This is a genomic window from Sphingopyxis sp. LC363, assembly GCF_000756385.1.
GTDB lineage: Bacteria > Pseudomonadota > Alphaproteobacteria > Sphingomonadales > Sphingomonadaceae > Sphingopyxis.
In genome coordinates this window covers 25480-48614 of the sequence record NZ_JNFC01000028.1, presented here as the reverse complement: position 1 = coordinate 48614, position 23135 = coordinate 25480, and the positions used below count along the sequence as shown (strand labels likewise).

Genomic DNA, 23135 nt, shown 5'->3' with positions numbered 1-23135 from the left:
GTCCCCCTCCCCATCGCTGCGCGACACTCCTCGTCATCCCGGCGAAGGCCGGGATCTCGTCCTATCGGTTTACCGCACCGGCGAGATCCCGGCCTTCGCCGGGATGACGGTCAAACTGATGACAGCTCCCCACCCCAAAGCCGTCCCTGTCGTCGCTACCGCCGCGCCGCGAAGAAATTCCTGAGCAGCGCCGCCGCTTCGGCTTCGCCGATCCCGTCGTAAATTTCCGGCCGGTGGTGGATCGTCGGCTGCGCGAAGGTGCGCGGGCCGTGGACGACCGCGCCGCCCTTGGGATCGTCGGCGCCGTAATAGAGGCGCGCGATGCGCGCGTGGGCGATCGCGCCCGCGCACATCGCGCAGGGTTCGAGTGTGACATAGAGGTCGCAGCCGTCGAGGCGTTCGTTGCCGAGCTTTGCCGCCGCCGTGCGAATCGCGACGATTTCGGCGTGCGCGGTCGGATCGTGCGATTCGCGCGGGCGGTTGTGGCCTTCGGCGATGATCGCGCCATCCTTGACGACCACCGCGCCGACGGGCACTTCGCCCCATTCGGCGGCAATGCGGGCGAGATCGAGCGCGCGGCGCATCGGTTCGGGAAGAAGAAAATTGGCCATGATTGTCTGTTCCTGCTGCGCAGGAACGTCCGGCACCAGCCCGCTCCCCCGCCCGGCCTCCCTAACGATAGTAGCCTAGGGAGGCCGGGCGGGGGAGCGGGCTGGTGCCGGATCCACGCAGTGGAACCGCCCTATTCGCTTGACGAATCTCCGGCAAGCCGATAAGCGCGCGCCTTTCCCGGCTCACTCCGGTCTTGTGCTCCCCGTTTTGCGGGAAGTGCCCGGACGCCGACCTGAAATTTTTTTGACCCAGTTTCTTGGACAAGGACGAAGACGATGTCGCGCATCTGCGAACTGACCGGCAAGGGCCGCCAGGTTGGCCACAATGTCAGCCACGCCAACAACAAGACCAAGCGCACCTTCCTGCCCAACCTGCAGAATGTGACGTTGCTGTCGGACGCGCTCGGCAAGGGCGTGAAGCTGCGCGTGTCGACCCACGGGCTGCGTTCGGTCGAGCATAATGGCGGCCTCGACAACTGGCTGCTCAAGGCCGGCGACGACCAGCTGTCGGCGAACGCGCGCAAGCTGAAGAAGGAAGTGACGAAGAAGCTGGCCGAAAAGGCCGCTTAAGCGCTTTGATCTGGTGCGGTTCCGGCCCGCTCCCCCACCCAACCTCCCATAGGCTACCATGTCGGGAGGTTGGGTGGGGGAGCGGGCCGGAACCGTTTCGCGGCACAAAAACGCAATCAGGCCGCCGGATTACCGTGCGGCCTTTTTGCTGTCCGGCGTTCTTTTGGGCGGCAGGTCCACCAGCTCGAACTGCAAGAGCAGGCTGCGCTGCCAGACGTTGAAATTATTGTCGGCGACGAGCCAGAGGAAGGTGCGCCCGCCTTCGACCGAGACCGCTGCGCCCTCGTAATTTTCGGCGAGCGGTGCGGGAACGCGGCCGATCGTCCGCGATCGCACGATGCTGTCCGCCTTGATGTCGGCGGGATCGAGGATCGCGACGATCGTCGTGAACACCGGATCGAAACCGAGCCGCCGGTGGACGAGCAGGATGCGCCCGTCGGGCAGCGGCGCGGCGTCGCTGACGAGACCGCGCCCGTCCGACGCGTAGAAGAAGCGGATCGGCGCCGGGCCGGGTTCGGCGGGGTCGTCGGCATAGAGCAGTCCTTCGCGTCCGCGCGGATCGTCGTCGGCGTCTTCGGAAAGGACGATTGTGCGCCCGTCGGCGAGCCGCACCATCGCTTCGGAGCCGCGATTCGCGGGCCAGCGCGGGTGGGGCAGCTTGCGGCGCGCCTCGATCGCCGCGAGGTCGGCGTCCAGCCGCCAGATTTCGTTGATCCCTTCGAGCGCGATCCAGCTTTTGCCGCTCGCAGGGTCGACGACCATCGCCTCGGCATCGGCCATCGACTTGCGCGGCGGGCGCCCGTCGGGAGTGGGCAGCGGCCGGATTTCGACATCCGAAACCGCGCCGCGCGAATCGAGCGTCAGTCGCGTCCAATAGCCATTGTCGCCGGCGAGTTGAAAACGGTTCGCCCCCGCCTCTGTTCTCGTCCGCGCGAGCGCCGAGAAGCCGCCGAAGCGGCTGTGCGGGCTGACGAGGTGCCAGCCGCGCACGAAGCGCAGCGTACCGGCCGCTTCCGGCGCGAATATGAGCGGGCGCGCGGCGGCGCTTTCGGTCAGGTCCGGTTCCGGGGCACGCATCACGGTTCCGGGCATCGGCCCGAGCGCGGCGAAGATCAGGGCAGCGGTAAGGAGGCGGCGCATCGCGGCGGGGTTAGGGTGCCGCCGAGCGAAAGGAAAGCGTTTCGGCGCGCGAAGCTGAACGGCAGCCAACAATGATGTTCAGGCTTCGCTCAATGCGAATCGGGCAAAACATGATCATCGACCACAGCCCCGAAGGGCCAAGTGACGAAAGAAGGAGAAATACGATGAAAAAAATGGTGACTCTCTCGATCGCCGCCCTGATGTCCACCGCGACGCTGGGCCTGGCAACGCCCGCCGCGGCGCAGAACGGTTATTATGACCAGGGCGGCTATTCGAGCTATTACAGCGGCTATGATCGCGACGACCGTCGCTATGACCGCCGCGACTATCGCCGTTACGATCGCCGCGATTACCGGAGCGATCGCCGCTATTACCGCGACAACCGCCGCCATTATCGCCAGTGCGACAAGGGAACCGGCGGGACCGTGATCGGCGCGATCGCTGGCGGCCTCGCCGGCCATGAAATCGCGGGCCGCGGCGACAAGACGGTCGGCACGATCATCGGCGGCGCCGTCGGCGCCCTCGCCGGCCGCGCGATCGACAGGGGGAATGACGGCTGCCGTTAAGGGGCAGACCCGACCCCCAACAACTTTCCTCTCCCCCTTCGACCCCGTCCGGCCCCGCGCCGGGCGGGGTTTTCTTTGCGGGCCCGTCCCCGGGCGGGGGCCTTGCCATGCGGGCGCGGGAAGCCTAGGTTCGCCGCCAAGTGCACGTTCGCGGTTTTGCGGGCGCGTGAGCAGAACAGGTACAATAGCCATGCGGCAAATGGCAGCGCCATCAGGGCGACCGCCGCGGCCCGGCCCGGCGGCAAGAGGACGAAAAGCGGGCGGCGAATCGCGCCCATTGCCGATCACGCGGCCGCGCAGCTATGCCGCGATCGACCTTGGCACCAACAATTGCAGATTGCTGATCGCGAGGCCGCAAAATGGCGAATTGGTCGTCATCGACGCCTTTTCGCGCATCGTGCGGCTGGGCGAGGGGCTGCACGGCACCGGCCGGATCAGCAACGCGGCGATGGACCGCACCGTCGCGGCGCTCGCGATCTGCGCCGACAAGCTGCGCCGCCGCCACGTCTCGCTGTCGCGCGCGGTCGCGACCGAGGCGTGCCGCCGTGCGAGCAACGGCGCGGAACTCGCCGAACGCGTCCGCCGCGAGACGGGGATCGTCCTCGACATCATCTCGGCGGCCGAGGAAGCGAAGCTGGCGGTATTGGGTTGCCACAATCTGATGGAACCCGGCGACGGCCCGGCGCTGATCTTCGACATCGGCGGCGGGTCGACCGAGCTGATGCACGTCGAGGTCGCCGAGCATGACGTCAAGATCCACGACTGGATCAGCGTGCCGTGGGGCGTCGTGTCGCTGACCGAACACGCGCCGCTGCCCGACGACAGCCTCGCGGGCCGCCAAGCCGCTTACGCGCATATGCGCCAGGTGACGCGCGAGGCCTTTGCCGCCTTTGCCGCGCGCGCCGAACGTTTTGCCGGCGAGCCGCTGCGCCTGCTCGGCACCAGCGGCACGGTGACGACGCTCGCCAGCGTCTTCCTGAACCTGCCGCGCTACGACCGCCGCGCGGTCGACGGCCTCGTCGTTCCCGCCGACGCGATGCGCGACATCAGCCGCCGCCTCGCCGACGCGAGCATCGCCGACCGCGCCGAGATCGCGTGCATCGGGCGCGAGCGCGCCGATCTGGTCGTCGCGGGCTGCGCGATCCTCGAAAGCATCATCGACCTGTGGCCCGCCGCGCGCGTTGGCGTCGCCGACCGCGGCATCCGCGAAGGCATCCTGCGCACGCTGGCGATGCAGGGCCGCGACATTCCGGTCACGCGCCGCGAGTATCGCAAATGAGCGGCAGCGGCGGCAAAGGTGGCGGGCGCGGCGGACTGCATGTGCGGGTCAAGACCGCGAAGAAGCGCAGCGTGTCGTCGACGCGCTGGCTGCAACGGCAATTGAACGACCCCTATGTGCGCCGCGCGCAGGCCGAAGGCTATCGCTCGCGCGCCGCGTACAAGCTGATCGAGCTCGACGAGAAATTCGGTTTCCTCAAGAAGGCGCGCGCGGTCGTCGATCTGGGCATCACGCCGGGCGGCTGGTCGCAGGTCGTGCGGGGGGCGAACCCGCGCGCGCGCGTCGCGGGGATCGACCTGCTTGCTTGCGAACCGATCGAGGGGGTCGAAATCCTCGAGATGGATTTCATGGACGATGCGGCGCCCGATAAGCTGATCGAGGCGCTCGGCAGCGCCCCCGACCTCGTCATTTCGGACATGGCGGCGAATACCGTCGGCCATCCGCAGACCGACCATCTGCGCACGATCGGCCTCGCGGAAACCGCCGCCGATTTCGCGGTGCAGAATTTGCTGCCCGGCGGAGCCTTCGTGGCGAAAGTGTTCGCGGGCGGCGCCGACCGCGAATTGTTGACTTTACTAAAGCGACACTTTTCAACGGTAAAACACGCCAAGCCGCCCGCCAGCCGCAAGGGGTCACCCGAACTTTATGTTATCGCGCAGGGGTTCAAGGGCCGGCAAGATGGGAGCGAGGCGGACGCCGAATAAAGGTCGTTGGGTCGAACCGGGGAGAATATTGATGGGCAAGTCGAGGCGGCCGGTAGCGGCGCTAACGCTCGCGGCTTTGATGCTGGCGTCGTGCGGCGGCGACGGCGGAACGCTGGGCAGCGGCCCGGTCACGGTCACCCCGACGCCGAGCCCCACCCCGACGCCCAATTGCGCGCTCGCCTCGCGCCAGTCCTTTGCCAAGGCGGTGATCGACGAATGGTATCTGTTCCCCGGCGACGTCGCGAGCGGCGTCAATCCCGGCGCCTATAGCGACGTCCAATCCTATATCGATGCGCTGGTCGCCCCGGCGCGCGCGCTGAACAAGGACCGTTTCTTCACCTACATCACCTCGATCGCCGAGGAGAATGCCTTCTTTGAGAGCGGATCGAGCGCGGGTTTCGGCGTGCTCATGGCGTATGACGCGGTCAATCAGCGCATCGTCATCGCCGAAGCCTATGAAGGCGCGCCGGCCTTTGCGGCGGGGATCGACCGCGGCACCGCGATCGTCGGGATCGGCACGAACAGCGGCAATGTGCGCACCCTCGCGAGCATCGTCGCCGCCGGGGGGACCCAGGGGCTCACAGACGCGCTCGGCCCGAACGACCCCGGGGTGAGCCGCGTGCTGCGCATCACCGACGCGGCGGGCACGCGCGACGTCACCGTCGCCAAGGCCGACTATGCGCTCGATCCCGTTTCGGACCGCTATGGCGCCAAGATCATCAGCGAGGGCGGTCGCAACTACGGCTATCTCAACCTGCGCACCTTCATTTCGTCGGCCGACAACCAGCTCGGCGCCGCCTTCGCCGATTTCCGCGCGCAGGGCGTCACCGACATCGTCATCGATTTCCGCTATAATGGCGGCGGCCTCGTTTCGACCGCCAATCTGATGGGCGACCTGATGGGTGCTGGACGCGCCGGCCAGCTTTTTTCGCAGACGCGTTTCCGCCCAAGCAAGTCCGCCGAGGACGACGAGCATCGCTTCGCGCCTGGCGCGCAATCGATTGCGCCGACGCGGATCGCCTTCATCGGCACCGGGTCGACCGCATCGGCGAGCGAGCTGGTGATCAATTCGATGCTGCCCTATCTCGGCACCAATATGACGCTCGTCGGCAGCAACACCTTTGGTAAGCCGGTCGGCCAGATCGCGCTCGACAAGGCCGAGTGCGACGACCGGATGCGCGTCGTCGCCTTCGCCACCGGCAATGCAAGCGGGCAGAGCGACTATTACGACGGGCTGGCGCCGAAGATCGCGAACAGCTGCGCCGCGAACGACGATCTGGGCTTCCCGCTCGGCGACCCGCGCGAGGCGTCGATCCGCGCCGCGATCGACTTCCTTGCCGGCAACGCCTGCACGACGCGGATCGCCGACGCGAACGCCCGCACGGCGTCGAGCGACCGCCGTTTCGCGGTAGCGGCCCCGCCGACAATGCTGGTGCCCGACCGCCCGAGCGCGGCGCAGCGCGAATTGCCGGGGCTGTTTTAGGATCGATCGACATTCAGCCCATGGCGGCCTGCAAATGACTCGCGGCGAAGGGTGTTCAGAGGCACGTGACTCTGAAACACGATCTCGCCGGTGCCTTGGAACGAGGCCTTGAGATCCCGGCCTTCGCCGGGATGACGGAAAAATCATAAGCAAATATGATCCGAGAGGCGATTGACCGCCGCCTCCGAATAAGGCTAACGGCCGCGGCAAGCGACAGGTTCTCCGGCGACGGAGACGAAGAGGGAACGGGAAAACCCCGGCTGCCCCTGCAACTGTACGCGGCGAGCCATCGGCCATACGCCATTGGGACCCCGGTCCCGAGAAGGCGGCCGACCGGCGCCGACCCGCAAGCCAGGAGACCTGCCCGTCGCCGTCGTCTTTCGCGCGGACAGGGTGTGCCGGGCGGACGGGGGTGAACCCGCATGACGACAAAGCTGGCTGCGCAGGTGCGCGGGCGATGTCGTGCGTCCCCGAAGGACGACCGATCGGCCGCGCGCATGGGCGGCATTGTCGATGGGTTTGTCCAATGTTCAAAGTGATTTACCGAAGTTCGATCTGTCTCGCCGCCGTCGCGGCTTCCTCCACCGCCTCCGCCGAGGAGACGGCGCATGCGGTCGCCGCCGATGCCGACAGCATCACCGTCACCGCGACGCGCGCGCCGCTAACGCTCGACGAGATTCCGTCGTCGGTCGCGGTGCTCGACAAGGACGCGATCGACCGCGCGCAGGATATCGGCGTCACCGAACTGCTGCTACGCACCCCGGGGATCAGCATCTCGCGCAACGGCGGTTACGGCACCTCGACCTCGCTGCGTATCCGCGGCGCCGAATCCGAACATACGGTGACGGTGATCGACGGGGTCAAGCTCAACGATCCCTCGTCGACCGGCGGCGGTTTCAACTTCGCCAATCTGCTCGTGGGCGACATCGACCGGATCGAGGTGCTGCGCGGGCCGCAGTCGATCCTGTGGGGTAGCCAGGCGATCGGCGGGGTGATCAATATCGTCACCGCATCGCCGGAAAAGGAACTCGAAGGCAGCTTCGACCTCGAGGCGGGGTCGCGCGAGACGGTGAGCGCACGCGCCGCGATCGGCGGGCGCACCGGCCCCTTGAGCTGGCGCCTCGGCGGCCAGCGATTCGCGACCGACGGCATTTCGTCGCACGCCAAGGCGTTCGGCGGGGTCGAGCGCGACGGCTATCGCAACAGCAATGTTTCGGGCCGCGCCGAACTGGCGCTCGCCGACAATGTCAGCGCCGAGGTGCGCGGATATTATTCGAGCGGCCGGGTCGAGTTCGACGGCTTCAACACCGACAGCAGTGATTATGGGCAGAACAAGGAGTTCGTCGGCTATGCGGGGCTCAATTTTGCCCTCGCCGACGGGCGATTCCGCAATCGTGTCGCTTTTGCCTATACCGACACCAACCGCGACAATTTCAACCCCGACCGCGCACGTCCGCGCAGCTTCGAGGCCGACGGCAAGAACAAGCGCTGGGAATATCAGGGCGGCTTCGACTTGACCGACCGCATCACCGCGATTTTCGGGGTCGAGAATGAACGTTCGGACTTCCGCAGCCGTTCGCCGTCGGCGTCGCTTGGCGTCCCGCTTCCCGATTTCGTTCGCGGCAAGGCGGAAATCACCAGCATCTATGGCCAGCTCGGCATCGAGCCGGTGGACGGGCTGACGCTCAATGGCGGCGTCCGCCACGACGATCATAATCGCTATGGCGGGCGGACCTTGTTCGCGGCGGGCGGCGTGTGGCGCCTGCCGACCGGAACGGTGCTGCGCGCGCGCTATGGCGAGGGGTTCAAGGCGCCCGGCCTCTACCAGCTGTTCAGCGAATATGGGAATGTCGGGCTCGATCCCGAGGAAGCGCACGGCTGGGAAGCGGGGGTCGAGCAGCATCTGTTCGGCGACAAGCTGGTCTTCGGCGCGACCTGGTTCGACCGCACGACGAAGAACCAGATTATCTTCAACAGCTGCACCGACCCCGACGACCCGCTGTGCACTGTCCCCGGCAGCAATCCGCCGGTGCCGCGCTTCGGCTATTATCTCAACGTCGCGCGCAGCGAGGCGCATGGTATCGAGGGCGCCGCGGCGTTGACGCTCGGCGGGCTGACGCTCGATGGCAATTACAGCTGGATCGTCGCCGAGGATCGCTCCGAGGGCAGCGCCAATTTCGGCAATTGGCTCCCGCGCCGTCCGCGACATAGCGCCAATGCTTCGGCGAGCTATGACTTCGGTTCCGGGTTCGAGCTCGGCGCGGCGCTGCGCTGGTCGGGCAAAAGCTATGACAATGCGAGCAGTGCGCAGCGGCTGGGCGGCTATACGCTCGTCGATCTGCGCGCCGAAGTTGCCCTGTCGGATGCGGTGAAGCTGTTCGCGCGCGCCGAGAATCTCTTCGACGAGGAATATATGACGGCGTTCCGTTATGGCTCGCTCGGCCGCAGCATCTACGCCGGCATAAGGGGCCGTTTCTGATGCTGACGCGCGTCGATCCGGGCCCCGCGGTGGTGGTGTGCAACAGCTGCCGCCACAGCCGCGCGGCGCAGGTCGACGCGGCGGGCGTGCGCGGCGGCGCGCGGCTGGTCGAGGCGATGAAGCAGCTCCAGCGGGACGAACCGCGCTATGCCGCGATCGCGGTGCAGGAGATGGCGTGCCTTTTCGCGTGCCAGGATCATTGCACCGTCCACCTGCGCGCGCCGGACAAGATCGGCTATGTGCTCGGCCGCTTCAACGGCGATGAGGCGTCGGCGCGCGCGATCCTCGACTATGCCGTGCACTATGCCGCGAGCGAGCATGGCCGCGTCGCCTGGCCGCTGTGGCCCGAGGGGGTCAAAGGCCATTTTATCACCCGCACGCCGCCGCCAGGATTTGTCGCCGAATGACCAGTTTCGTTTCTGTCGAGGCCTTTGAAGCCGCGCTTGCCGACCTTGGCGAGCCCGACGCCGGTGCCGCCGCCGATGCGCGGGTGCGGCAGGCCGAACTCACCAAGCCGGCGGGGTCGCTCGGCCGGCTCGAAAATCTCGCGATCTTTTTCGCCGGCTGGCAGGGCCGGGCGCGGCCGCGGATCGAGCGTGCGCGCGCCGCGATCTTCGCGGGCAATCACGGCGTCACCGTGCACGGTGTCAGCGCCTTTCCGCCGAACGTCACCGCGCAGATGGTCGCCAATTTCGCCAGCGGCGGCGCGGCCATCAACGCCTTGTCGGAGGCGGCGGGGCTCGAGCTGGCCATCGTCGCGCTCGACCTCGACCGGCCGACCGCCGATTTCACCGTCGCACCGGCGATGCGCGAGGACGAATGCCTTGACGCGCTGAACCGCGGCGCGGCGGCGGTCGAGCCCGATCTCGATCTGCTCGTGCTCGGCGAGATGGGGATCGGCAATTCGACCGCCGCCGCCGCGCTTTGCGCGCGCAGCTTCGCGGGCGAGGTGGCGGGATGGGCCGGCCCGGGGACCGGGGTCGACGGGCACGGCGTCGCGCGCAAGATTCAGGTGATCGAGAGCGCGCTCGCCTTCCACGCCGAGGCGCCGCGTTCGGCGTTCGAAACGCTGCGCCGCGTCGGCGGGCGCGAGATCGTGGCAATCGCGGGCGCCATCGTGCGTGCGCGCCAGCTCGGCGTGCCGGTGCTGCTCGACGGCTTTATCTGCACTTCGGCGATCGCGCCGCTGGCGGCGGAGAACCCCGCGATCGTAAACCATTGCATCGCGGGCCATTGTTCGTCGGAGCCGGGGCACAAGCGCCTGCTGGCATTGCTCGGGCTCGACCCTTTGCTGTCGCTCGATATGCGGCTGGGCGAAGGCAGCGGCGCGGCGGTCGCCGCGAATATCGTGCGCAGCGCGCTCGCCGCGCACGACCGGATGGCGACCTTTGCCGAGGCGGCGGTCTCGGCCTCGCTGTGACCGGCTTCGCGCTCCATTTGCTGCGCCACGGCGCGCCCGAAACGCCGGGGCTGCTGATGGGACGCACCGACGGGGCACCGACCGAAGCGGGAATCGCGGCGTGTGTTGCGCAAGCGGAGGGCTTGGGCATCGAATGCCTGGTCGCTTCGGACCTTTGGCGATGCCGCGCGGCAGGAGAGGCAATCGGGTCGGCGGTCGACCTGCCGCTCACCTCCGATCGGCGCTGGCGCGAGCTCGATTTCGGTGACTGGGACGGTATGGCGGTGAACGCCGTCGACGACGGTGCCTTTGGCCGCTTCGTCGATGACCCCGACGCGAACCCACCGCCGGGGGGCGAGCGCTGGTCGGCGCTGGTGGCACGCATTGTTGCCGCGATCGCCGACCTCGCGCCGGTGCCGGCGCTGGTCGTCACGCACGGCGGCGCGATGCGCGCGGCCTTGCATGTCCTCTGCAGTTTCGACCAGCGCCGGCTCTGGGCGTTCGACCTGCCCTATGCGGCGCTGCTGTCGCTGCGTGTCTGGCCCGGCGAACGCCCGAGCGCGCAAATCGTGGGGCTGCGGCCATGAAGGGGCTGATCGTCGCGATCCAGTTCCTGACGCGCCTGCCGACGCCGCGCGTCGCGGTGTCGGGCGAGGAATTTGCCGCCTCGATGCGCTGGTTTCCCGCGGTCGGGCTGATCGTCGGCGCGATCGTCGCGGGCGCGGGCTGGGCGGGGGCGCGGATCGATCCGTGGACCGGCGCGCTTGCGGCGCTGATCGCCTGGGTCGCGGTCACCGGCGCGCTGCACCTCGACGGGCTGGGCGACATCGCCGATGCGAGCGGCGCGGCGCACAAGGACCGCGATCGGCTGATCGCGGTACTCGGCGATCCGCATGTCGGGAGCTTCGCGGTGGTCGCAATCGTTTTGCAACTGATCGCCAAGCTGGTGCTGCTCCACGCGCTGTTCGAACGCGAGGCGTTCGCCGCCGCCCTGCTTGTTCCCTTCGCGGCGCGAATCGGACCGCTGGTCTGGTCGCGCGCGCTGCCCGACCTGCATGCCGGATTGGGCTCGCGTTTCCGCAACGCGGTGCGCCCGGTTGATTTCGCGGGTTGGGGCGGGTTGCTGTTGGCGGCGGCGTGGGTGTCGCCCTCCCTGCTCGCCGCGCCGTTGATCTTCCTTGTCTGGGGCTGGTGGCTGCTGCGCCGGATCGGCGGGATTTCGGGCGACGGGCATGGCGCGGGGATCGAGATCGGCGAAAGCCTGCTCCTCGCGGCCGCACTGCTGTGGGCGCATGTTGCATGAGTGAGCCGTGGACCTGGCACGGCGGGGGCATCGAGGCCGCGAAGCGCGAATTCGGCGAAGGCGACTGGATCGACCTGTCGACGGGGATCAACCCGCATCCCTGGCCGGGCGCCGCGGGGATGGCGTTCGACTGGCGGCGATTGCCCGAGCCCGAGCATCTCGCGCGGCTTGAAGCCGTCGCAGCGGACTATTTCGGCGTCGATCCATGCCATGTCTGCGCGGTGCCGGGCAGCGAGATCGGACTACGCCTGGTCGGGGCACTGATCGGCGGCGATACCGCCCACATCGCGCCGGGCTATCGCACCCATGGCGCGATGATCGCGGGCAGCGCGGAAACCCGCTGGGATGTGGCGCCGGGCGCAACCGGAAACCTGATCCTCGCCAATCCGAACAACCCCGACGGGCGCCCCCTTGCCCCCGATGCCCTGCTCGGATGGCTCGAACGCGGCGTCGGCTGGCTGCTCGTTGACGAAGCCTTTGCCGATGCCGATCCGGCGCTGAGCGTCGCAGCGTCGGTCGCCGACGATCGAAAGCTGATCGTCTTTCGATCCTTCGGCAAATTTTTCGGCCTCGCGGGGGTGCGGCTTGGCTTCGTTCTGGCGCCGCAGGCGATCGTCGCTGCGCTACGCGCGCGGCTGGGCGCATGGCCGCTATCCGAAGCGGCGATCGCGATCGGCACCGCCGCCTATGCCGATGCTGGCTGGATCGAAGCGACGCGGCAGCGCCTCCCCGCCGAGGCGATCGCGCTCGATGCGGTGTTAGCACGGCATGGCTATCGCGCGGCGGGCGCCTGCCCGCTGTTTCGCCTGATCGAAACCGATGACGGCCGCGCGCTGTTCGAGCGGCTTGCCCGGCGTGCGATCCTGACCCGCCCCTTCGCCGACGAGCCGCGCTGGCTGCGCCTCGGGCTGCCCGCCGATGCCGAAGCGCTGGCGCGGCTCCATGCGGCGCTTGGTCATGGCTGAGCCCGTCGCGCTCACCGCGCTCGCGCTCGACGCGGCGTTCGGCTGGCCGGGTGCGCTGTATCGCCGCGTCGGCCATCCGGTGGGGCTGTTCGCGCGCATCATCGCCGGCTGCGAGGCTCGGTGGAACCGGGCCGCGTCTGGCTTTGCGAGGCGGCGCGCGCTGGGCGTTCTAACGCTTGTCCTCCTGCTGCTCGTCGCCGGCGGCCTTGGCCTCGGACTCCAGCATCTGCTGCTTTCCACCTTGAGCGGCTGGGGCTGGATCGGCGTCGCGATCCTCGCCTGGCCCGCGCTCGCGCAGCGCAGCCTGTTCGATCATGTCCGCGCGGTCGGCGAGCGGATCGACGCGGGCGACCTCATCGGTGCGCGCAGCGCCGTGAGCATGATCGTCGGCCGCGACACTGCCGCGCTCGATGAAGCCGGGGTGTCGCGCGCCGCGATCGAGAGCCTCGCCGAAAGCTTTTGCGACGGCGTCGCCGCGCCGCTGTTCTGGCTTCTGCTGCTCGGCCTGCCGGGGGTGTGGGCGTATAAGGCAGTGAACACCGCCGACAGTTTGATCGGCCACCGCGAGGAGCGCTGGCGCGCGTTCGGGTGGGCGGCGGCGCGGCTCGACGATCTCGCAAACTGGATTCCGGCGCGGCTGGCGGGCGTGCTGATCTGCCTCGCGGGCGGCGGCGGATGGCGCATATTGCAGCGCGACGCGCGCAAACACGCCTCGCCCAACGCGGGCTGGCCCGAGGCGGCGATGGCGGGCGCGCTGGGGCTTCGGCTCGCGGGTCCGATCGCCTATGACGGGGTGATGCAGGGCAAATCATGGATCGGCGACGGGACAGGCGAAGCGAGCGGCGCGGCGGTCGACCGTGCGCTCGCCGTTTATCTGCGCGCCTGCCTGCTGCTGTGGTTGATCGCGGGAGGCGCGACATGGCTGCGCTGATGCTGCAAGGCACCGGGTCCGACGTCGGCAAGTCGGTGCTGGTCGCCGCGCTCTGCCGCGCACTCACCCTTCGCGGCCTGACCGTCCGCCCCTTCAAGCCGCAGAATATGTCGAACAATGCCGCGGTCACGACCGACGGCGGCGAGATCGGGCGCGCGCAGGCGCTCCAGGCCATGGCGTGTCGCGTCGAACCGCACAGCGACATGAACCCGGTGCTGCTGAAACCGCAGGCCGACCGCACCTCGCAGCTGATCGTTCATGGCCGTGTGCGCGGCACGCTGGGCAGCGGCAATTTCCGCGAAGCGCGCGGCGCGCTGATGACCGAGGTGCTCGAAAGCTATGGCCGGCTGCGCGGCCAGTGCGACATCGTGATCGTCGAGGGCGCGGGATCGCCCGCCGAGATCAATTTGCGCACCGGCGACATCGCGAACATGGGCTTCGCGCGCGCCGCCGACGTGCCCGTGGTGCTGATCGGCGATATCGACCGCGGCGGGGTGATCGCGTCGATCGTCGGCACGCGCGCGGTGATCGAGGCCGAAGATGCGGCGATGATCCGCGGTTTCCTGATCAACAAGTTCCGCGGCGATCCCGCGCTGTTCGACGACGGCTATCGCGAGATCGAGCGGCGGAGCGGCTGGCGGGGGCTGGGCGTCATACCGTGGCTGAGCGCCGCCGCGCGGTTGCCGAGCGAGGATGCGGTGATCCTCGAACGCCCCGCCGATCCGCGCGACGGGCGGCGGATGATCGCCTGCCCGATTCTGCCGCGTATCTCGAACTTCGACGACCTCGATCCGTTGAAGCTCGAGCCCGGTGTCGAGGTGGTGATGGTGCCGCCGGGGCGGCCGATCCCCGCCGAGGCGGCGATGATCATATTGCCGGGGTCGAAGGCGACAATCGCCGACATGGCCGCGCTTCGCGCCGAGGGCTGGGACATCGACATCCGGGCGCATCACCGGCGCGGCGGGACGATCGTCGGGCTGTGCGGCGGCTATCAGATGCTCGGCCAAAGGATCGCCGATCCGTTGGGGATCGAGGGAGCGCCCGCCGAGGTCGACGGGCTGGCCCTGCTCGATGTCGAAACGACGCTGTCGCCCGCAAAAATCTTGCGGCGGGTGACCGGGACCGCGCTGGGGGCGCCGGTCACCGGCTATGAGATGCACATGGGCGAAACCCGTGGCCCCGGCTCGGAGCGGGCGTTCGCGACGCTTGAGGATGGCGCGAGCGACGGCGCGGTCGATCCGGCGGGACGAGTGATCGGATCCTATCTGCACGGGCTGTTCGCGTCGCCCGCGCTGCGCCGCGCGCTACTCGCGCGGATCGGTGTGACGGGAAACGGCCGCGACTATGCCGCCGATGTCGACGCGGCGCTCGACGCCGTCGCCGCCGAATTCGCGCGCCACGCCGACATCGAGGCGATGCTGCGGATCGTGGGGATCGGCGCATGAGCGGGGCGTCGCTGTTCGTGATCGGCGGCGCGCGCTCAGGCAAGAGCCGCTATGCGCAGGCGCGCGCCGAGGCGGCGGGGGGCGAGCCGGTGTTCATCGCGACCGCCGAGGCGTTCGATAACGAGATGCGCGAGCGGATCGCGCGCCACCGGGCCGACCGCGATGCGCGCTGGTCGACGGTCGAGGCGCCACGCGATCTGCCCGCCGCGATCGATGCGCTGAGCGGAAACGGCGCGGTCGTGCTCGTCGATTGCCTGACGCTGTGGGTGTCGAACCTGCTGCTCGCCAACGCCGATATAACACGCGCGGGGAAGCAATTATGCGACGCGATCGCGCGGCACGACGGCACGCTGATCCTCGTCGCCAACGAGGTCGGGCTGGGCATCGTCCCCGACAATGCGCTCGCGCGGCGCTTCCGCGACGCGGCGGGGCAGCTCAACCAATCGGTCGCGATGACGGCGCAGGAGGTCGTCCTGCTCACCGCCGGGCTGCCGCTCACGCTCAAATCGGCGGGCTGATCGCCCCGGCGCAGCGCCACATGGTGAATTTTGTGTTTACCATGGTCATGAAGCGGATTCTCACGTCCCCCCGGCAAAGCGGGCGGCATGAGCAAGTCTGCCCATCCCGTTTTCGAGTCGCGGTGGCTCGCCGCTTCGGCGGCGCTGGCCGCGACCGCGCTGACGCCGTCGACCGCGCATGCCGCGTCGAAGCTGGTCAATGCGAAGTCGGTGACGGGCGGCAAGGCTGCGTGCGCCGTCGTCGCGGGCGCCGCTGCAGCGCCACAGGCCGACATTTCGCGCGCCCTGCTGGGCGGCGCGCCGAGCGCGCTCGACCGCATCCGCGCCGAACAGGCGGCCGCGTCAACCGCGCCGGTCCCCGCAGCGATGCCCGTGCGGCAGACGCTCGAGCCCTCGAGCCGGGCGCCTGTCTCTTTCGCGGCGCCCGTCGCCGATTGCGGCATGTCACCGATCGCCGCGCCCTTCGCCCGGACCGACGCGGATGCCGAGCTCGGCACGCGCGCGATCCCGGTCAAGCAAACGCGTTTCGACAATCGCTGGGACCGCGTTCGCCGCGCCGCTCCCGCCGCGTTGATGCAGGCCGAACTGCGCCGCGCGAACGCGTCGCGGGGTCTGGACGAGCGGGAGTTGCTCGCGCGCGTCAACCAGTGGGTCAATCGCGCGATCGCCTACGTCGGCGACGACCGCAATTACCGCCAGCGCGATTATTGGGCGACCGCCGAACAGACGATCGCGCGCGGCAAGGGCGATTGCGAGGATTTCGCGATCCTGAAGATGCAGATGCTGCGCGCCGCGGGAATCGATGCCGAGCGGATGAAGCTGGTGCTGCTCCGCGACCTCGCGGCGAACGCCGACCATGCCTTTCTGCTCGTCGAGACCGACGCGGGGAAGCTCGTGCTCGATAATGTCACCGACCGCCTTTATGACGGCAGCCAGCCCAATGCGGTGCGCCCGGTGCTGTCGTTCAGCGGCAACCGACGCTGGGTGCACGCCTATCGCGGGACACCGCCGTCGACGAATCCGGCCGCGATTCCGGCGTCGCAGAAAAGCTATACGCTCGCGCTCAACAATCAGCGTTCGGTAAGCGCCGATCCGCTGACCTTCAAGACCGGTTTGAGCAAGTAGCTCAGCACCGATTTCTTTCCGGTCACAATCTCGACATCGCATAGCATACCGGGGGTGATCGGGAGCCGCCGGCCGTTCGAGGTCAGATAGGCGTTCGTCGTTTCGACGACGACAGTGAAATAGGCCTGCCGCTCGACCTCGTCATATATGCTGTCGGCCGACACGCGCACGACCTTGCCGTTGAGGCCCCCATAGATCGAGAAGTCGTAGGCGGTGACCTTGACGTTGGCGGGGTCGCCCACCTTGATGAAGGCGATGTCGCGCGGGGTGACGCGCGTTTCGATGAGCAATTTGTCACCCAAGGGCACGATCTGCATGATCTGTTCGCCCGCGTTGACGTAGCCGCCCAAGGTATTGACGAGCAGGTCGTTGACGACGCCGCGCGCCGGCGAGCGGATTTCGGAGCGCGCGAGGCGGCCTTCGGCGCCGCGGATCGTTTCCTCATTGACCGCCATCTTGGTCGCGAGTTGGCTGCGTTCGTTGAGCGCCTCCTGCTGGAAGTCGAAGCGCGCGCGCTGCACCTCGGCGCCCGCTTCGCGGACGGCGGCCTGCGAACGCGAGATCGCCTGGCGCGCGGCGGCGAGGCGGCCCTGGATGTCGACGGCCTCGCGCTGTGCAGTGAGCAGCTCGGTCTGCGGGACGACGCCCTTCGCCGCGAGCGGTTCGAGCATCGCCACCTGTTCGCGCGCGAGGCGCAGGCTGGCCTCGAGCGATGAAGCGGTCGCCTGCGCCTCGGCCATGTCGCGGCGGCGCTGCTCGACGCTGGCCGAGAGCGCGGCGAGCTGGCTTTGCAGCGACGAGCGCCGTACCGCGGCGAGGCGCGCTTCGTCGCCGCAATCGGCGCCCACGCACCCGGCCCCCGCACCGCCCTCGCCCGCAAGACGCGCCGCGCGCTGCGCGAGGCGCGCGTTTTCGGTTTCGAGCTGGCCGAGTTCGGACTGCGACGTCGTGTTGTCGAGGCGAACGAGCAATTGCCCCTTCTGCACCGTCTGCCCCGAGCGCACGAGGATTTCGCGGATCGTCGAGGGTTCGGCCGACTGGATGATCTGCACCTTCGACGAGGGGATCACGCGCCCCTGCCCGCGCGACACCTCGTCGACGCGCGCGATGCTCGCCCACAGGAGGAAGAGGACGAGGCCGACGGCGGCGGCGACCATGATCTGCTCGCTGCCGCGGAGGCGTTGCCAAAATTTCACGACCGCCATGCTTATGTTCCGGGCAGGGTTTCGGGCGCGGCCTGCACGCCCTGCTGGCTAGTCAGGCTGTCGAAGCGCGCCTTCGTCTGCGTCGGGTCGGGAATGTTCGGCACCCAGCCTTTGGTGACGTCGACGCGGCCGCCGACGTCATTGTCGGCACGGTGGTCGGTCGGATCGCGCGGCGGAGCTATGCCCGGAACCGCGATCGCTTCGCCGGCGAGAGCTTCGACGGTCGCGGCGCCGCCTTGGTAAAGCTGGCTGAAGGCGGGAATATATTCGGCGCCGGAATATGCGTCGGAAAAAGCGCGCGGCTTGCCCCATGACCCCGGCCAGCGATAGAAGATATGCGCGCCGATCTGTTCGATCTTGGTGAGTTTGGGTGCCCAGCGCGGCAGGACATAATTGGCGTGATAATGCGTCGCCATGCCGACGCTCGCCTCGACATGGCCCGACAAAGCGGCGCGCGCGATCTCGGCCGAGCGGCGCCACAGCGCGGGCACCGGCGGGCGGCGCATCGAGCCGTCGCACGCGAAGCTGAACTGGCAGCCGGGGCGCGAACTGCCCTGATAGATGACGCCGCAGACGGTGTCGGGATAGGCGGGGTGGCGCATGCGGTTGAGGATAACCTGCGCGACCGCGGCCTTGCCCGCGTCGGATTCGGTCGCCGCTTCATAATAGATCGCCTGCGTCAGGCAGCGCTGCGCGTTGGTGGACTGGGCGAGCGAGATCGTCGGCATCAGGAAGGGGCGCGCGGCTTCGACCGGCAGCGCCGAGACGGGAAGCAGCGCGTTGCGCGCGACGGCGTCGGCGCCCTCGGCGGCGGGGACGATCGAATCGGTCTCGGTTTCGGTGATCAGCTTCGCGATCGCCTTTTGCTTCGCGACCTTGGCGGTTTCGGCGGGGTCGGCGCTCCAGCCCTCGACGAAGCGCGACAGGCGGTCGTTCGACGCGGCGAAGAGGATCGCCGCCGCAAACAGCGACAGCCCCGGCAATATGAACTTCAGGCTCTTCGGCGGCCGCCGCGCATCGGCGTCGGCCCAGGGCGCCTCGGCGCGCGCGGCGCCGTCGCGGCCGATATGGAGTTCGGGGATCATGCTACCGGTTCCTTGGTGGATCGCGCGAGGATTTCGGCGCGCGGGCCGTCGGCGACGATGCGGCCGCCGTCGATGACGATGATGCGGTCGCACAGCCGGAGGATCGCTTCGCGGTGGGTCGCGATGATCAGTGTCTGCGATTTCGCGACGGCCTTATCGAGCGCCTCGATGAACAGCCGCTCGCTTTGCGTGTCCATCGCGCCGGTCGGCTCGTCGAGGAAGAGCAGCCGCGAGGGCGAGGCGAGCGCGCGGGCGATGGTGAGGAAGCCGCGCTGACCGCCCGAGAGCTGCCCGCCGCGCTCACCCGCGCCGCGGTCGAGTCCGGTCTCGTCGCGACCCATGAAGCGGTCGGCGCCGATCGACTGCAGCGTCGCGAGCAGCTCGGCATCGGTCGCTGCCGGCGCGCAATATTGCATATTCTGCTTGATCGAGCCGCTGAACAGCACCGCGTCCTGCCCGACGAAGCGGAATTGCGAGCGAAGGTAAATCGGCGAATGCTGGCGGCTGTCGAGCCCGTCGATGAAGATATTGCCCGCATCGGGCGCATAGAGTCCGCAGAGCAGCCGCCCGAGCGTCGACTTGCCCGACGCGACGCGGCCGACGACCGCGATCCGCTCGCCCGCATCGATCTTGAGGTCGATGTCGGTGAGCGACGGCGCCGCGGCGCCCGGATAGGTGAAGGACAGCCCCTCGACCGCAACGTCGCCCTTGTCGATCGTGAGATTCAGCGCGCTGCTGCCCATGCGGCGTTCGTCGCCAGCCTCGATCATCTGCTGGATGCTCGCCATCGTCGTCACCGCCTGCCGCCCGCGCGTCATCAGGAAGGCGAGCTGACCGACGGGCGCCATCGAGCGGCCGGCGAGCATGACGATCGCGATGATCGCGCCCATCGAAATCTTGCCCGCGTCGAACAGGTAGAAACCGCCGACGACGAGCGCGAGGCCGGAAAATTGCTGGCCGAGTGTCGCGAGGTTGATCGCTGCGGCGCCCGTCCGCCGCAGCGCCGTCTGCGTCCGCGCGCTGGTGTCGACCATCCGGCGCCACTGGCCGAGCACCTGTCCCTCGGCGGCGCAGCTCTTGACCGTTTCGGCGCCGCCGATCGCCTCGACGAGCATCGCGTGCTGGATGCTCATGTCGGCCTGATTGTCGAGCGAGGCCTGCATCATGCGCCGCTGGAGGAAATAGCCCGCGACGCCCATGACGAGAATGATCGCGAGCGGGACGAGTGCGAGCCAGCCCGCGAGCACCGCGATCATGATCAGGAAGAGGAAGAGGAAGGCGAGGTCGACGATCAGCACGATCGTCGTCGAGGCGAAGAAATCGCGCACGCTTTCGAATTCGGACACGCGGCGCGCGAGCATCCCCGTGCTGCCGCGCCGGTCGGCGAGCGGCATGTTCAGCACCTTCGAGAAAATCTTCTCGGACAGTTTGACGTCGAGATCGCGGCCGAGATCGTCGAGCAAGGTCGCGCGCGCGAGGCGCAGCGTGAATTCGACCGCGAAGGCGAGGAAAGCCCCGATCGCGAGCACCCACAGGCTCGACACCGCCTTGTTGGGGATGACGCGGTCATAGACGTTCATCGTGAACAAGGGCAGCGCGAAGCCGAGCAGATTGATCATCAACGCCGCGCCGAGCACGGGATAGAAGGAGCGGCGCATCCGCCGCACCTCGCCCCAGAACCAGTGGCGCTTCGCCTGTTCGTCCCACGGCCGTTCCTCGGCGCGGATCGCGGTCGGATCGGCGGCGACCGCGACCGCCTGTCCCGCATAGCTTTCCTCGACCGCCGCCTCGTCGGCCCAGAAGGGCAGCGCGGCGCCGGGTTCCCAGACGAGATATTGCTCGTCCTTCGCCTCGAGCAGCACCGCGCATGTGCCATCGGTGCGGCCAACGATCGCGGGCAGTTCGCGCGCGAGATGCCGTACCTTGCGCGCATGGAGCCGTTCGTTGTTGATGAAGCAGAGGTCGAGCGCGGCTTCGGCCTGGTGAAAGGGAAGGAAGCCGCGTTCGTCGCGGGCGAGCGCGACGAGCGCGCCGCGCTGGAAATTCTGCCCGAAATGCTGCGCGACGAAGAGGATGCAGGCGATCAGCGGATCGCCCGGCGCCTCCTTGCCGATATACGCAATCGTCGATTGATCCTGGAACATTTCAAATTTTTCTAGCTGGAATCAATCCATGGACGTCATTGCGGGTAGCGGCGACGCTGGAGTTCGGCGGGCGCCGGCGGGCCGTAACCGACCTCTTCGCGGGCATAGACGCGGCGCGATTCGGGCGCGGTCAGATTGAAGGCGTCGAGCAGATTGTTGGTCGAGGCGAGAATCTGATAGACCGCGAACATCTCCGAAAAGCGCGCGGTTTCGGCGCGAACCTGGACGTTGAAGCGCGTGTTCTGCGCGTCGAGCACATCAAGCAGCGAGCGCCGCCCGACCCCGAACTGGTCGCGGTAGGACAGCAGCAGCTCGTCGGTCGCCTTGCTCTGGTCGACGAGGTCGCGGAACACCGCAGTCTGCGTCTCGCGGGCGTTCCAGGCGCGGCGCGTATCGGCCTCGGCATTGCGCTCGGCCTCGTGCAGGCGGAAGCGGCTCTCGCTCGCGCGGCGCACCATCTCCTGATATTTGGCGCGGTTGATCCCGCCGTCGAAAATATCCCAGCGCAGCACGACGCGGCCGAGCAGGTCGTTCGTCTCACCGCGGAAGGCGTCGATATCGTCGCCGATCCGGCCCGACAGTTCGAGGCCGATCGTGGGCGCGAAATCGCCCTTGGCCTTTTTGGCTTCGGCGTTCGACGCGTCGACGTCGGCCTGCGCCTCGAGCACCTTGGGATGCCGCGTGCGGGTGAGCCCGACGGCTTCGCTGAGGCTGACGGGAAGTTTTTCGGCCATCGCCGGCGGCATCTGCACCTCGTCGACCTGAAGCCCGCTCAGCGCGAGCAGCTCGATCTTCGCATTCTGCAGCGCTTCCTTCGCTTCGCTGACGCGCACGCTCGCCGCCTTGGCGCGTTCCTGCGCCTGCTGAAGGTCGGCGATGCTGATCGAGCCCGCGCTAACCCCGCCCGACAGGTCCGCGACGAGGCCGTTGTGGAAGGTCATATTGTCTTCGGCGGCGGCGACGACGCGCTGCTGGAGCAGGACGTCGAGATATTGCCGCGCGCTTTGCAGCGCGATGAATTCGGAGCGTTCGACGACGCGCAGCGCGGCGCCGTCGACGCGCGCCGCCTGGCGCAGTTTCTCGCCGCGGCGGCGGCCGAAATCGATCAGCGTCTGTTCGGCGCGGATCCCCGCCTCGAGCGGATAGAGCTCGTCATTGGCGATGCCGAGCGCACGGCGCGTCGCATTTTCGAGCCGGCGGACGCCCGCCGACAATTCGAGCGTGACGCGCGGCAGATAGAGGCCCTTCGCCTGCTCGAGTTCGAACTCGATCGCCTGCTTGTTCATCTCGGCCTGATGGATCTGCGGGTTCGAATCGATCGCGACCGCCATGACATTCTGCATGCTGGTCGGTTCGGCCGCGGCCGATGCGGCGAAACAGGCCATGGCGAGCGCCGAGACAAGGCCGGCGAGCTTATGTTGCGGTTTCATCACTGTCCCCCCATCGCGTTCACTTCGACTTCGACACGCCGGTTTTCGGGCGTCCGCTGGCCGTCGACGGTCTGGACGCGCGGCTGGCGCTCGCCCATTCCCGAGACGGCGATCGTGCCCGCCGGAATGCCCGCGCCGCCCATCATGTCGGCGATCGCCTGCGCGCGGCGCAGCGCCAGCCCGTCGTTGTAGCTATCGGGGCCCGAGCGGTCGGTGTGGCCGACGACGGTGAAATTCGTCCAGCCGCAGCGCGTGCGGTTTTCGGCCATGAAAGCGACCGACTGCGCCGCGTCGGCGGGCGGAGTGGTCGAATCCCAGTCGAAATAGAAGGTCGAGGCGACCTCGGGCGGGCAATTTTCGGTGCTCGGCGGTGGCGGCGGCACCAGCGCCGCTTCGGCGGGCGGCGCCGGCTGGCGCGTCATCATGCCATAGGCGAAGTCGCAGCGGCGCAGGCTTTCGGCGTCCTTGCTGTTCGATTTGAGAAAACCGAGCGCGATGCCGCACTGGACCTTGGCCTCCGACGCCCAGGCGTAGCTATTGCTGTCGGCCGCCGCGACGGCGGGGTCGATCGACATCGCGAGCGCCGCGTCGTAGCGGCTGCGCACCTCGGTCTTGAGCTCGCCGATCGGCCGATCGGCGAGCGCCTGCGCCATCGCGCCGCTTGGCTGAGCGAGTAGCAGCGCCGCCAGCGCCCCCGCCATCCATTGTCCCTGATGTGCCATGATCTAATCGCCCTCCCACTAGGTCTTTCTG

The 23135-nt window shown here is 68.3% G+C and carries 23 protein-coding genes and 1 riboswitch; of the genes, 16 read left to right on the top strand and 7 right to left on the bottom strand.

Features of this window, described 5'->3' with window-relative positions:
* A partial coding sequence (locus FG95_RS21115; RefSeq protein ID WP_235211548.1) for a hypothetical protein occupies nt 1–184 on the top strand: 184 nt, incomplete at its 5' end.
* Here the strand turns inward: FG95_RS21115 and tadA are convergent.
* Nucleotides 156–611 (bottom strand): tRNA adenosine(34) deaminase TadA, encoded by a 456-nt coding sequence (gene tadA, locus FG95_RS11855; protein WP_200880193.1) that lies wholly within the window; start codon nt 609–611, stop codon nt 156–158. The genes FG95_RS21115 and tadA overlap by 29 nt on opposite strands.
* Nucleotides 612–887: 276 nt before the next feature.
* On the opposite strand from tadA, the gene rpmB reads away from it, so the two are divergent.
* Nucleotides 888–1181, top strand: coding sequence for a 50S ribosomal protein L28 (gene rpmB, locus FG95_RS11850; RefSeq protein WP_037556081.1), 294 nt, complete (start codon nt 888–890; stop codon nt 1179–1181).
* Between the two features lie 129 nt (nt 1182–1310).
* Here the strand turns inward: rpmB and FG95_RS11845 are convergent, their stop codons facing one another.
* Nucleotides 1311–2321, bottom strand: coding sequence for an esterase-like activity of phytase family protein (locus FG95_RS11845; RefSeq protein ID WP_037556080.1), 1011 nt, complete (start codon nt 2319–2321; stop codon nt 1311–1313).
* A gap of 164 nt (nt 2322–2485) precedes the next feature.
* Between FG95_RS11845 and FG95_RS11840 the strand changes: the two genes are divergently transcribed.
* The 14 genes from FG95_RS11840 to FG95_RS19910 all read left to right on the top strand — a co-directional run bounded on the left by FG95_RS11840 (nt 2486) and on the right by FG95_RS19910 (nt 16518).
* Nucleotides 2486–2887 carry a glycine zipper 2TM domain-containing protein gene (locus FG95_RS11840; RefSeq protein WP_037556078.1) on the top strand — a complete coding sequence of 134 codons (402 nt, stop codon included), beginning with the start codon at nt 2486–2488 and terminating at the stop codon, nt 2885–2887.
* Nucleotides 2888–3077: 190 nt separating this feature from the next.
* Nucleotides 3078–4166 carry a Ppx/GppA phosphatase family protein gene (locus tag FG95_RS11835; protein WP_037556077.1) on the top strand — a complete coding sequence of 363 codons (1089 nt, stop codon included), beginning with the start codon at nt 3078–3080 and terminating at the stop codon, nt 4164–4166.
* Nucleotides 4163–4870 carry an RlmE family RNA methyltransferase gene (locus FG95_RS11830; protein ID WP_037556076.1) on the top strand — a complete coding sequence of 236 codons (708 nt, stop codon included), beginning with the start codon at nt 4163–4165 and terminating at the stop codon, nt 4868–4870. The genes FG95_RS11835 and FG95_RS11830 overlap by 4 nt, the downstream gene beginning before the upstream one ends.
* A gap of 31 nt (nt 4871–4901) precedes the next feature.
* Nucleotides 4902–6353, top strand: a complete 1452-nt coding sequence (locus FG95_RS11825; protein ID WP_037556074.1) for a S41 family peptidase — start codon at nt 4902–4904, stop codon at nt 6351–6353.
* A gap of 198 nt (nt 6354–6551) precedes the next feature.
* Nucleotides 6552–6735, top strand: a riboswitch (cobalamin riboswitch).
* Nucleotides 6736–6879: 144 nt separating this feature from the next.
* Nucleotides 6880–8832 (top strand): TonB-dependent receptor plug domain-containing protein, encoded by a 1953-nt coding sequence (locus FG95_RS11820; RefSeq protein ID WP_037556073.1) that lies wholly within the window; start codon nt 6880–6882, stop codon nt 8830–8832.
* Nucleotides 8832–9239, top strand: coding sequence for a DUF1636 domain-containing protein (locus FG95_RS11815; protein ID WP_037556070.1), 408 nt, complete (start codon nt 8832–8834; stop codon nt 9237–9239). The genes FG95_RS11820 and FG95_RS11815 overlap by 1 nt, the downstream gene beginning before the upstream one ends.
* Nucleotides 9236–10252 carry a nicotinate-nucleotide--dimethylbenzimidazole phosphoribosyltransferase gene (cobT, locus tag FG95_RS11810; RefSeq protein WP_037556065.1) on the top strand — a complete coding sequence of 339 codons (1017 nt, stop codon included), beginning with the start codon at nt 9236–9238 and terminating at the stop codon, nt 10250–10252. The genes FG95_RS11815 and cobT overlap by 4 nt, the downstream gene beginning before the upstream one ends.
* Nucleotides 10249–10818, top strand: coding sequence for a histidine phosphatase family protein (locus FG95_RS11805; protein WP_037556063.1), 570 nt, complete (start codon nt 10249–10251; stop codon nt 10816–10818). The genes cobT and FG95_RS11805 overlap by 4 nt, the downstream gene beginning before the upstream one ends.
* Entirely contained in the window at nt 10815–11534 is a 720-nt protein-coding gene (locus FG95_RS11800) for an adenosylcobinamide-GDP ribazoletransferase (RefSeq protein ID WP_037556061.1), read from the top strand. Before FG95_RS11805 ends, FG95_RS11800 begins: the two co-directional genes overlap by 4 nt.
* On the top strand, nt 11531–12499 hold the full coding sequence (locus FG95_RS11795) for a threonine-phosphate decarboxylase (RefSeq protein ID WP_037556059.1): 969 nt from the start codon (nt 11531–11533) through the stop codon (nt 12497–12499). The genes FG95_RS11800 and FG95_RS11795 overlap by 4 nt, the downstream gene beginning before the upstream one ends.
* Nucleotides 12492–13430, top strand: coding sequence for an adenosylcobinamide-phosphate synthase CbiB (gene cbiB, locus FG95_RS11790; RefSeq protein ID WP_037556058.1), 939 nt, complete (start codon nt 12492–12494; stop codon nt 13428–13430). Before FG95_RS11795 ends, cbiB begins: the two co-directional genes overlap by 8 nt.
* Nucleotides 13418–14875 (top strand): cobyric acid synthase, encoded by a 1458-nt coding sequence (locus FG95_RS11785; RefSeq protein ID WP_037556056.1) that lies wholly within the window; start codon nt 13418–13420, stop codon nt 14873–14875. Before cbiB ends, FG95_RS11785 begins: the two co-directional genes overlap by 13 nt.
* The gene (gene cobU, locus FG95_RS11780; protein WP_037556055.1) at nt 14872–15393 is read left to right on the top strand and encodes a bifunctional adenosylcobinamide kinase/adenosylcobinamide-phosphate guanylyltransferase; all 522 of its coding nucleotides are present in this window, start codon (nt 14872–14874) and stop codon (nt 15391–15393) included. The genes FG95_RS11785 and cobU overlap by 4 nt, the downstream gene beginning before the upstream one ends.
* Before the next feature lie 87 nt (nt 15394–15480).
* Nucleotides 15481–16518 carry a transglutaminase-like cysteine peptidase gene (locus FG95_RS19910; RefSeq protein WP_052182316.1) on the top strand — a complete coding sequence of 346 codons (1038 nt, stop codon included), beginning with the start codon at nt 15481–15483 and terminating at the stop codon, nt 16516–16518.
* Here FG95_RS19910 and FG95_RS11770 read toward each other — a convergent pair.
* Genes FG95_RS11770 through FG95_RS11750 form a run of 5 tightly spaced genes read right to left on the bottom strand, consistent with a single transcriptional unit; the run spans nt 16464 to nt 23104 of the window.
* Nucleotides 16464–17723 carry an HlyD family type I secretion periplasmic adaptor subunit gene (locus FG95_RS11770; protein ID WP_037556054.1) on the bottom strand — a complete coding sequence of 420 codons (1260 nt, stop codon included), beginning with the start codon at nt 17721–17723 and terminating at the stop codon, nt 16464–16466. The two genes, FG95_RS19910 and FG95_RS11770, sit on opposite strands and share 55 nt — an antisense overlap.
* 2 nt (nt 17724–17725) lie before the next feature.
* The gene (locus tag FG95_RS19905) at nt 17726–18808 is read right to left on the bottom strand and encodes a cell wall hydrolase (RefSeq protein ID WP_052182315.1); all 1083 of its coding nucleotides are present in this window, start codon (nt 18806–18808) and stop codon (nt 17726–17728) included.
* The gene (locus FG95_RS11760) at nt 18805–20952 is read right to left on the bottom strand and encodes a type I secretion system permease/ATPase (RefSeq protein ID WP_037556053.1); all 2148 of its coding nucleotides are present in this window, start codon (nt 20950–20952) and stop codon (nt 18805–18807) included. Before FG95_RS11760 ends, FG95_RS19905 begins: the two co-directional genes overlap by 4 nt.
* A gap of 35 nt (nt 20953–20987) precedes the next feature.
* The gene (locus tag FG95_RS11755) at nt 20988–22382 is read right to left on the bottom strand and encodes a TolC family protein (protein WP_037556052.1); all 1395 of its coding nucleotides are present in this window, start codon (nt 22380–22382) and stop codon (nt 20988–20990) included.
* Nucleotides 22382–23104, bottom strand: a complete 723-nt coding sequence (locus FG95_RS11750; protein WP_081933121.1) for an OmpA family protein — start codon at nt 23102–23104, stop codon at nt 22382–22384. The genes FG95_RS11755 and FG95_RS11750 overlap by 1 nt, the downstream gene beginning before the upstream one ends.
* Nucleotides 23105–23135 lie beyond the last annotated feature (31 nt).

Excerpts from the sequence above, each read along its gene's own strand:
- FG95_RS11770 (WP_037556054.1), bottom strand. The coding sequence starts at position 17,723 with ATGGCGGTCGTGAAATTTTGGCAACGCCTCCGCGGCAGCGAGCAGATC.
- FG95_RS11750 (WP_081933121.1), bottom strand. The coding sequence starts at position 23,104 with ATGGCACATCAGGGACAATGGATGGCGGGGGCGCTGGCGGCGCTGCTA.
- FG95_RS11785 (WP_037556056.1), top strand. The coding sequence starts at position 13,418 with ATGGCTGCGCTGATGCTGCAAGGCACCGGGTCCGACGTCGGCAAGTCG.
- FG95_RS11830 (WP_037556076.1), top strand. The coding sequence starts at position 4,163 with ATGAGCGGCAGCGGCGGCAAAGGTGGCGGGCGCGGCGGACTGCATGTG.
- cbiB (WP_037556058.1), top strand. The coding sequence starts at position 12,492 with ATGGCTGAGCCCGTCGCGCTCACCGCGCTCGCGCTCGACGCGGCGTTC.
- cobT (WP_037556065.1), top strand. The coding sequence starts at position 9,236 with ATGACCAGTTTCGTTTCTGTCGAGGCCTTTGAAGCCGCGCTTGCCGAC.
- FG95_RS19905 (WP_052182315.1), bottom strand. The coding sequence starts at position 18,808 with ATGATCCCCGAACTCCATATCGGCCGCGACGGCGCCGCGCGCGCCGAG.
- FG95_RS11795 (WP_037556059.1), top strand. The coding sequence starts at position 11,531 with ATGAGTGAGCCGTGGACCTGGCACGGCGGGGGCATCGAGGCCGCGAAG.
- FG95_RS11845 (WP_037556080.1), bottom strand. The coding sequence starts at position 2,321 with ATGCGCCGCCTCCTTACCGCTGCCCTGATCTTCGCCGCGCTCGGGCCG.
- FG95_RS11800 (WP_037556061.1), top strand. The coding sequence starts at position 10,815 with ATGAAGGGGCTGATCGTCGCGATCCAGTTCCTGACGCGCCTGCCGACG.
- FG95_RS11840 (WP_037556078.1), top strand. The coding sequence starts at position 2,486 with ATGAAAAAAATGGTGACTCTCTCGATCGCCGCCCTGATGTCCACCGCG.
- rpmB (WP_037556081.1), top strand. The coding sequence starts at position 888 with ATGTCGCGCATCTGCGAACTGACCGGCAAGGGCCGCCAGGTTGGCCAC.
- FG95_RS11815 (WP_037556070.1), top strand. The coding sequence starts at position 8,832 with ATGCTGACGCGCGTCGATCCGGGCCCCGCGGTGGTGGTGTGCAACAGC.
- cobU (WP_037556055.1), top strand. The coding sequence starts at position 14,872 with ATGAGCGGGGCGTCGCTGTTCGTGATCGGCGGCGCGCGCTCAGGCAAG.
- FG95_RS11760 (WP_037556053.1), bottom strand. The coding sequence starts at position 20,952 with ATGTTCCAGGATCAATCGACGATTGCGTATATCGGCAAGGAGGCGCCG.
- FG95_RS11755 (WP_037556052.1), bottom strand. The coding sequence starts at position 22,382 with ATGAAACCGCAACATAAGCTCGCCGGCCTTGTCTCGGCGCTCGCCATG.
- FG95_RS19910 (WP_052182316.1), top strand. The coding sequence starts at position 15,481 with ATGAGCAAGTCTGCCCATCCCGTTTTCGAGTCGCGGTGGCTCGCCGCT.
- tadA (WP_200880193.1), bottom strand. The coding sequence starts at position 611 with ATGGCCAATTTTCTTCTTCCCGAACCGATGCGCCGCGCGCTCGATCTC.
- FG95_RS11835 (WP_037556077.1), top strand. The coding sequence starts at position 3,078 with ATGCGGCAAATGGCAGCGCCATCAGGGCGACCGCCGCGGCCCGGCCCG.
- FG95_RS11820 (WP_037556073.1), top strand. The coding sequence starts at position 6,880 with ATGTTCAAAGTGATTTACCGAAGTTCGATCTGTCTCGCCGCCGTCGCG.
- FG95_RS11825 (WP_037556074.1), top strand. The coding sequence starts at position 4,902 with ATGGGCAAGTCGAGGCGGCCGGTAGCGGCGCTAACGCTCGCGGCTTTG.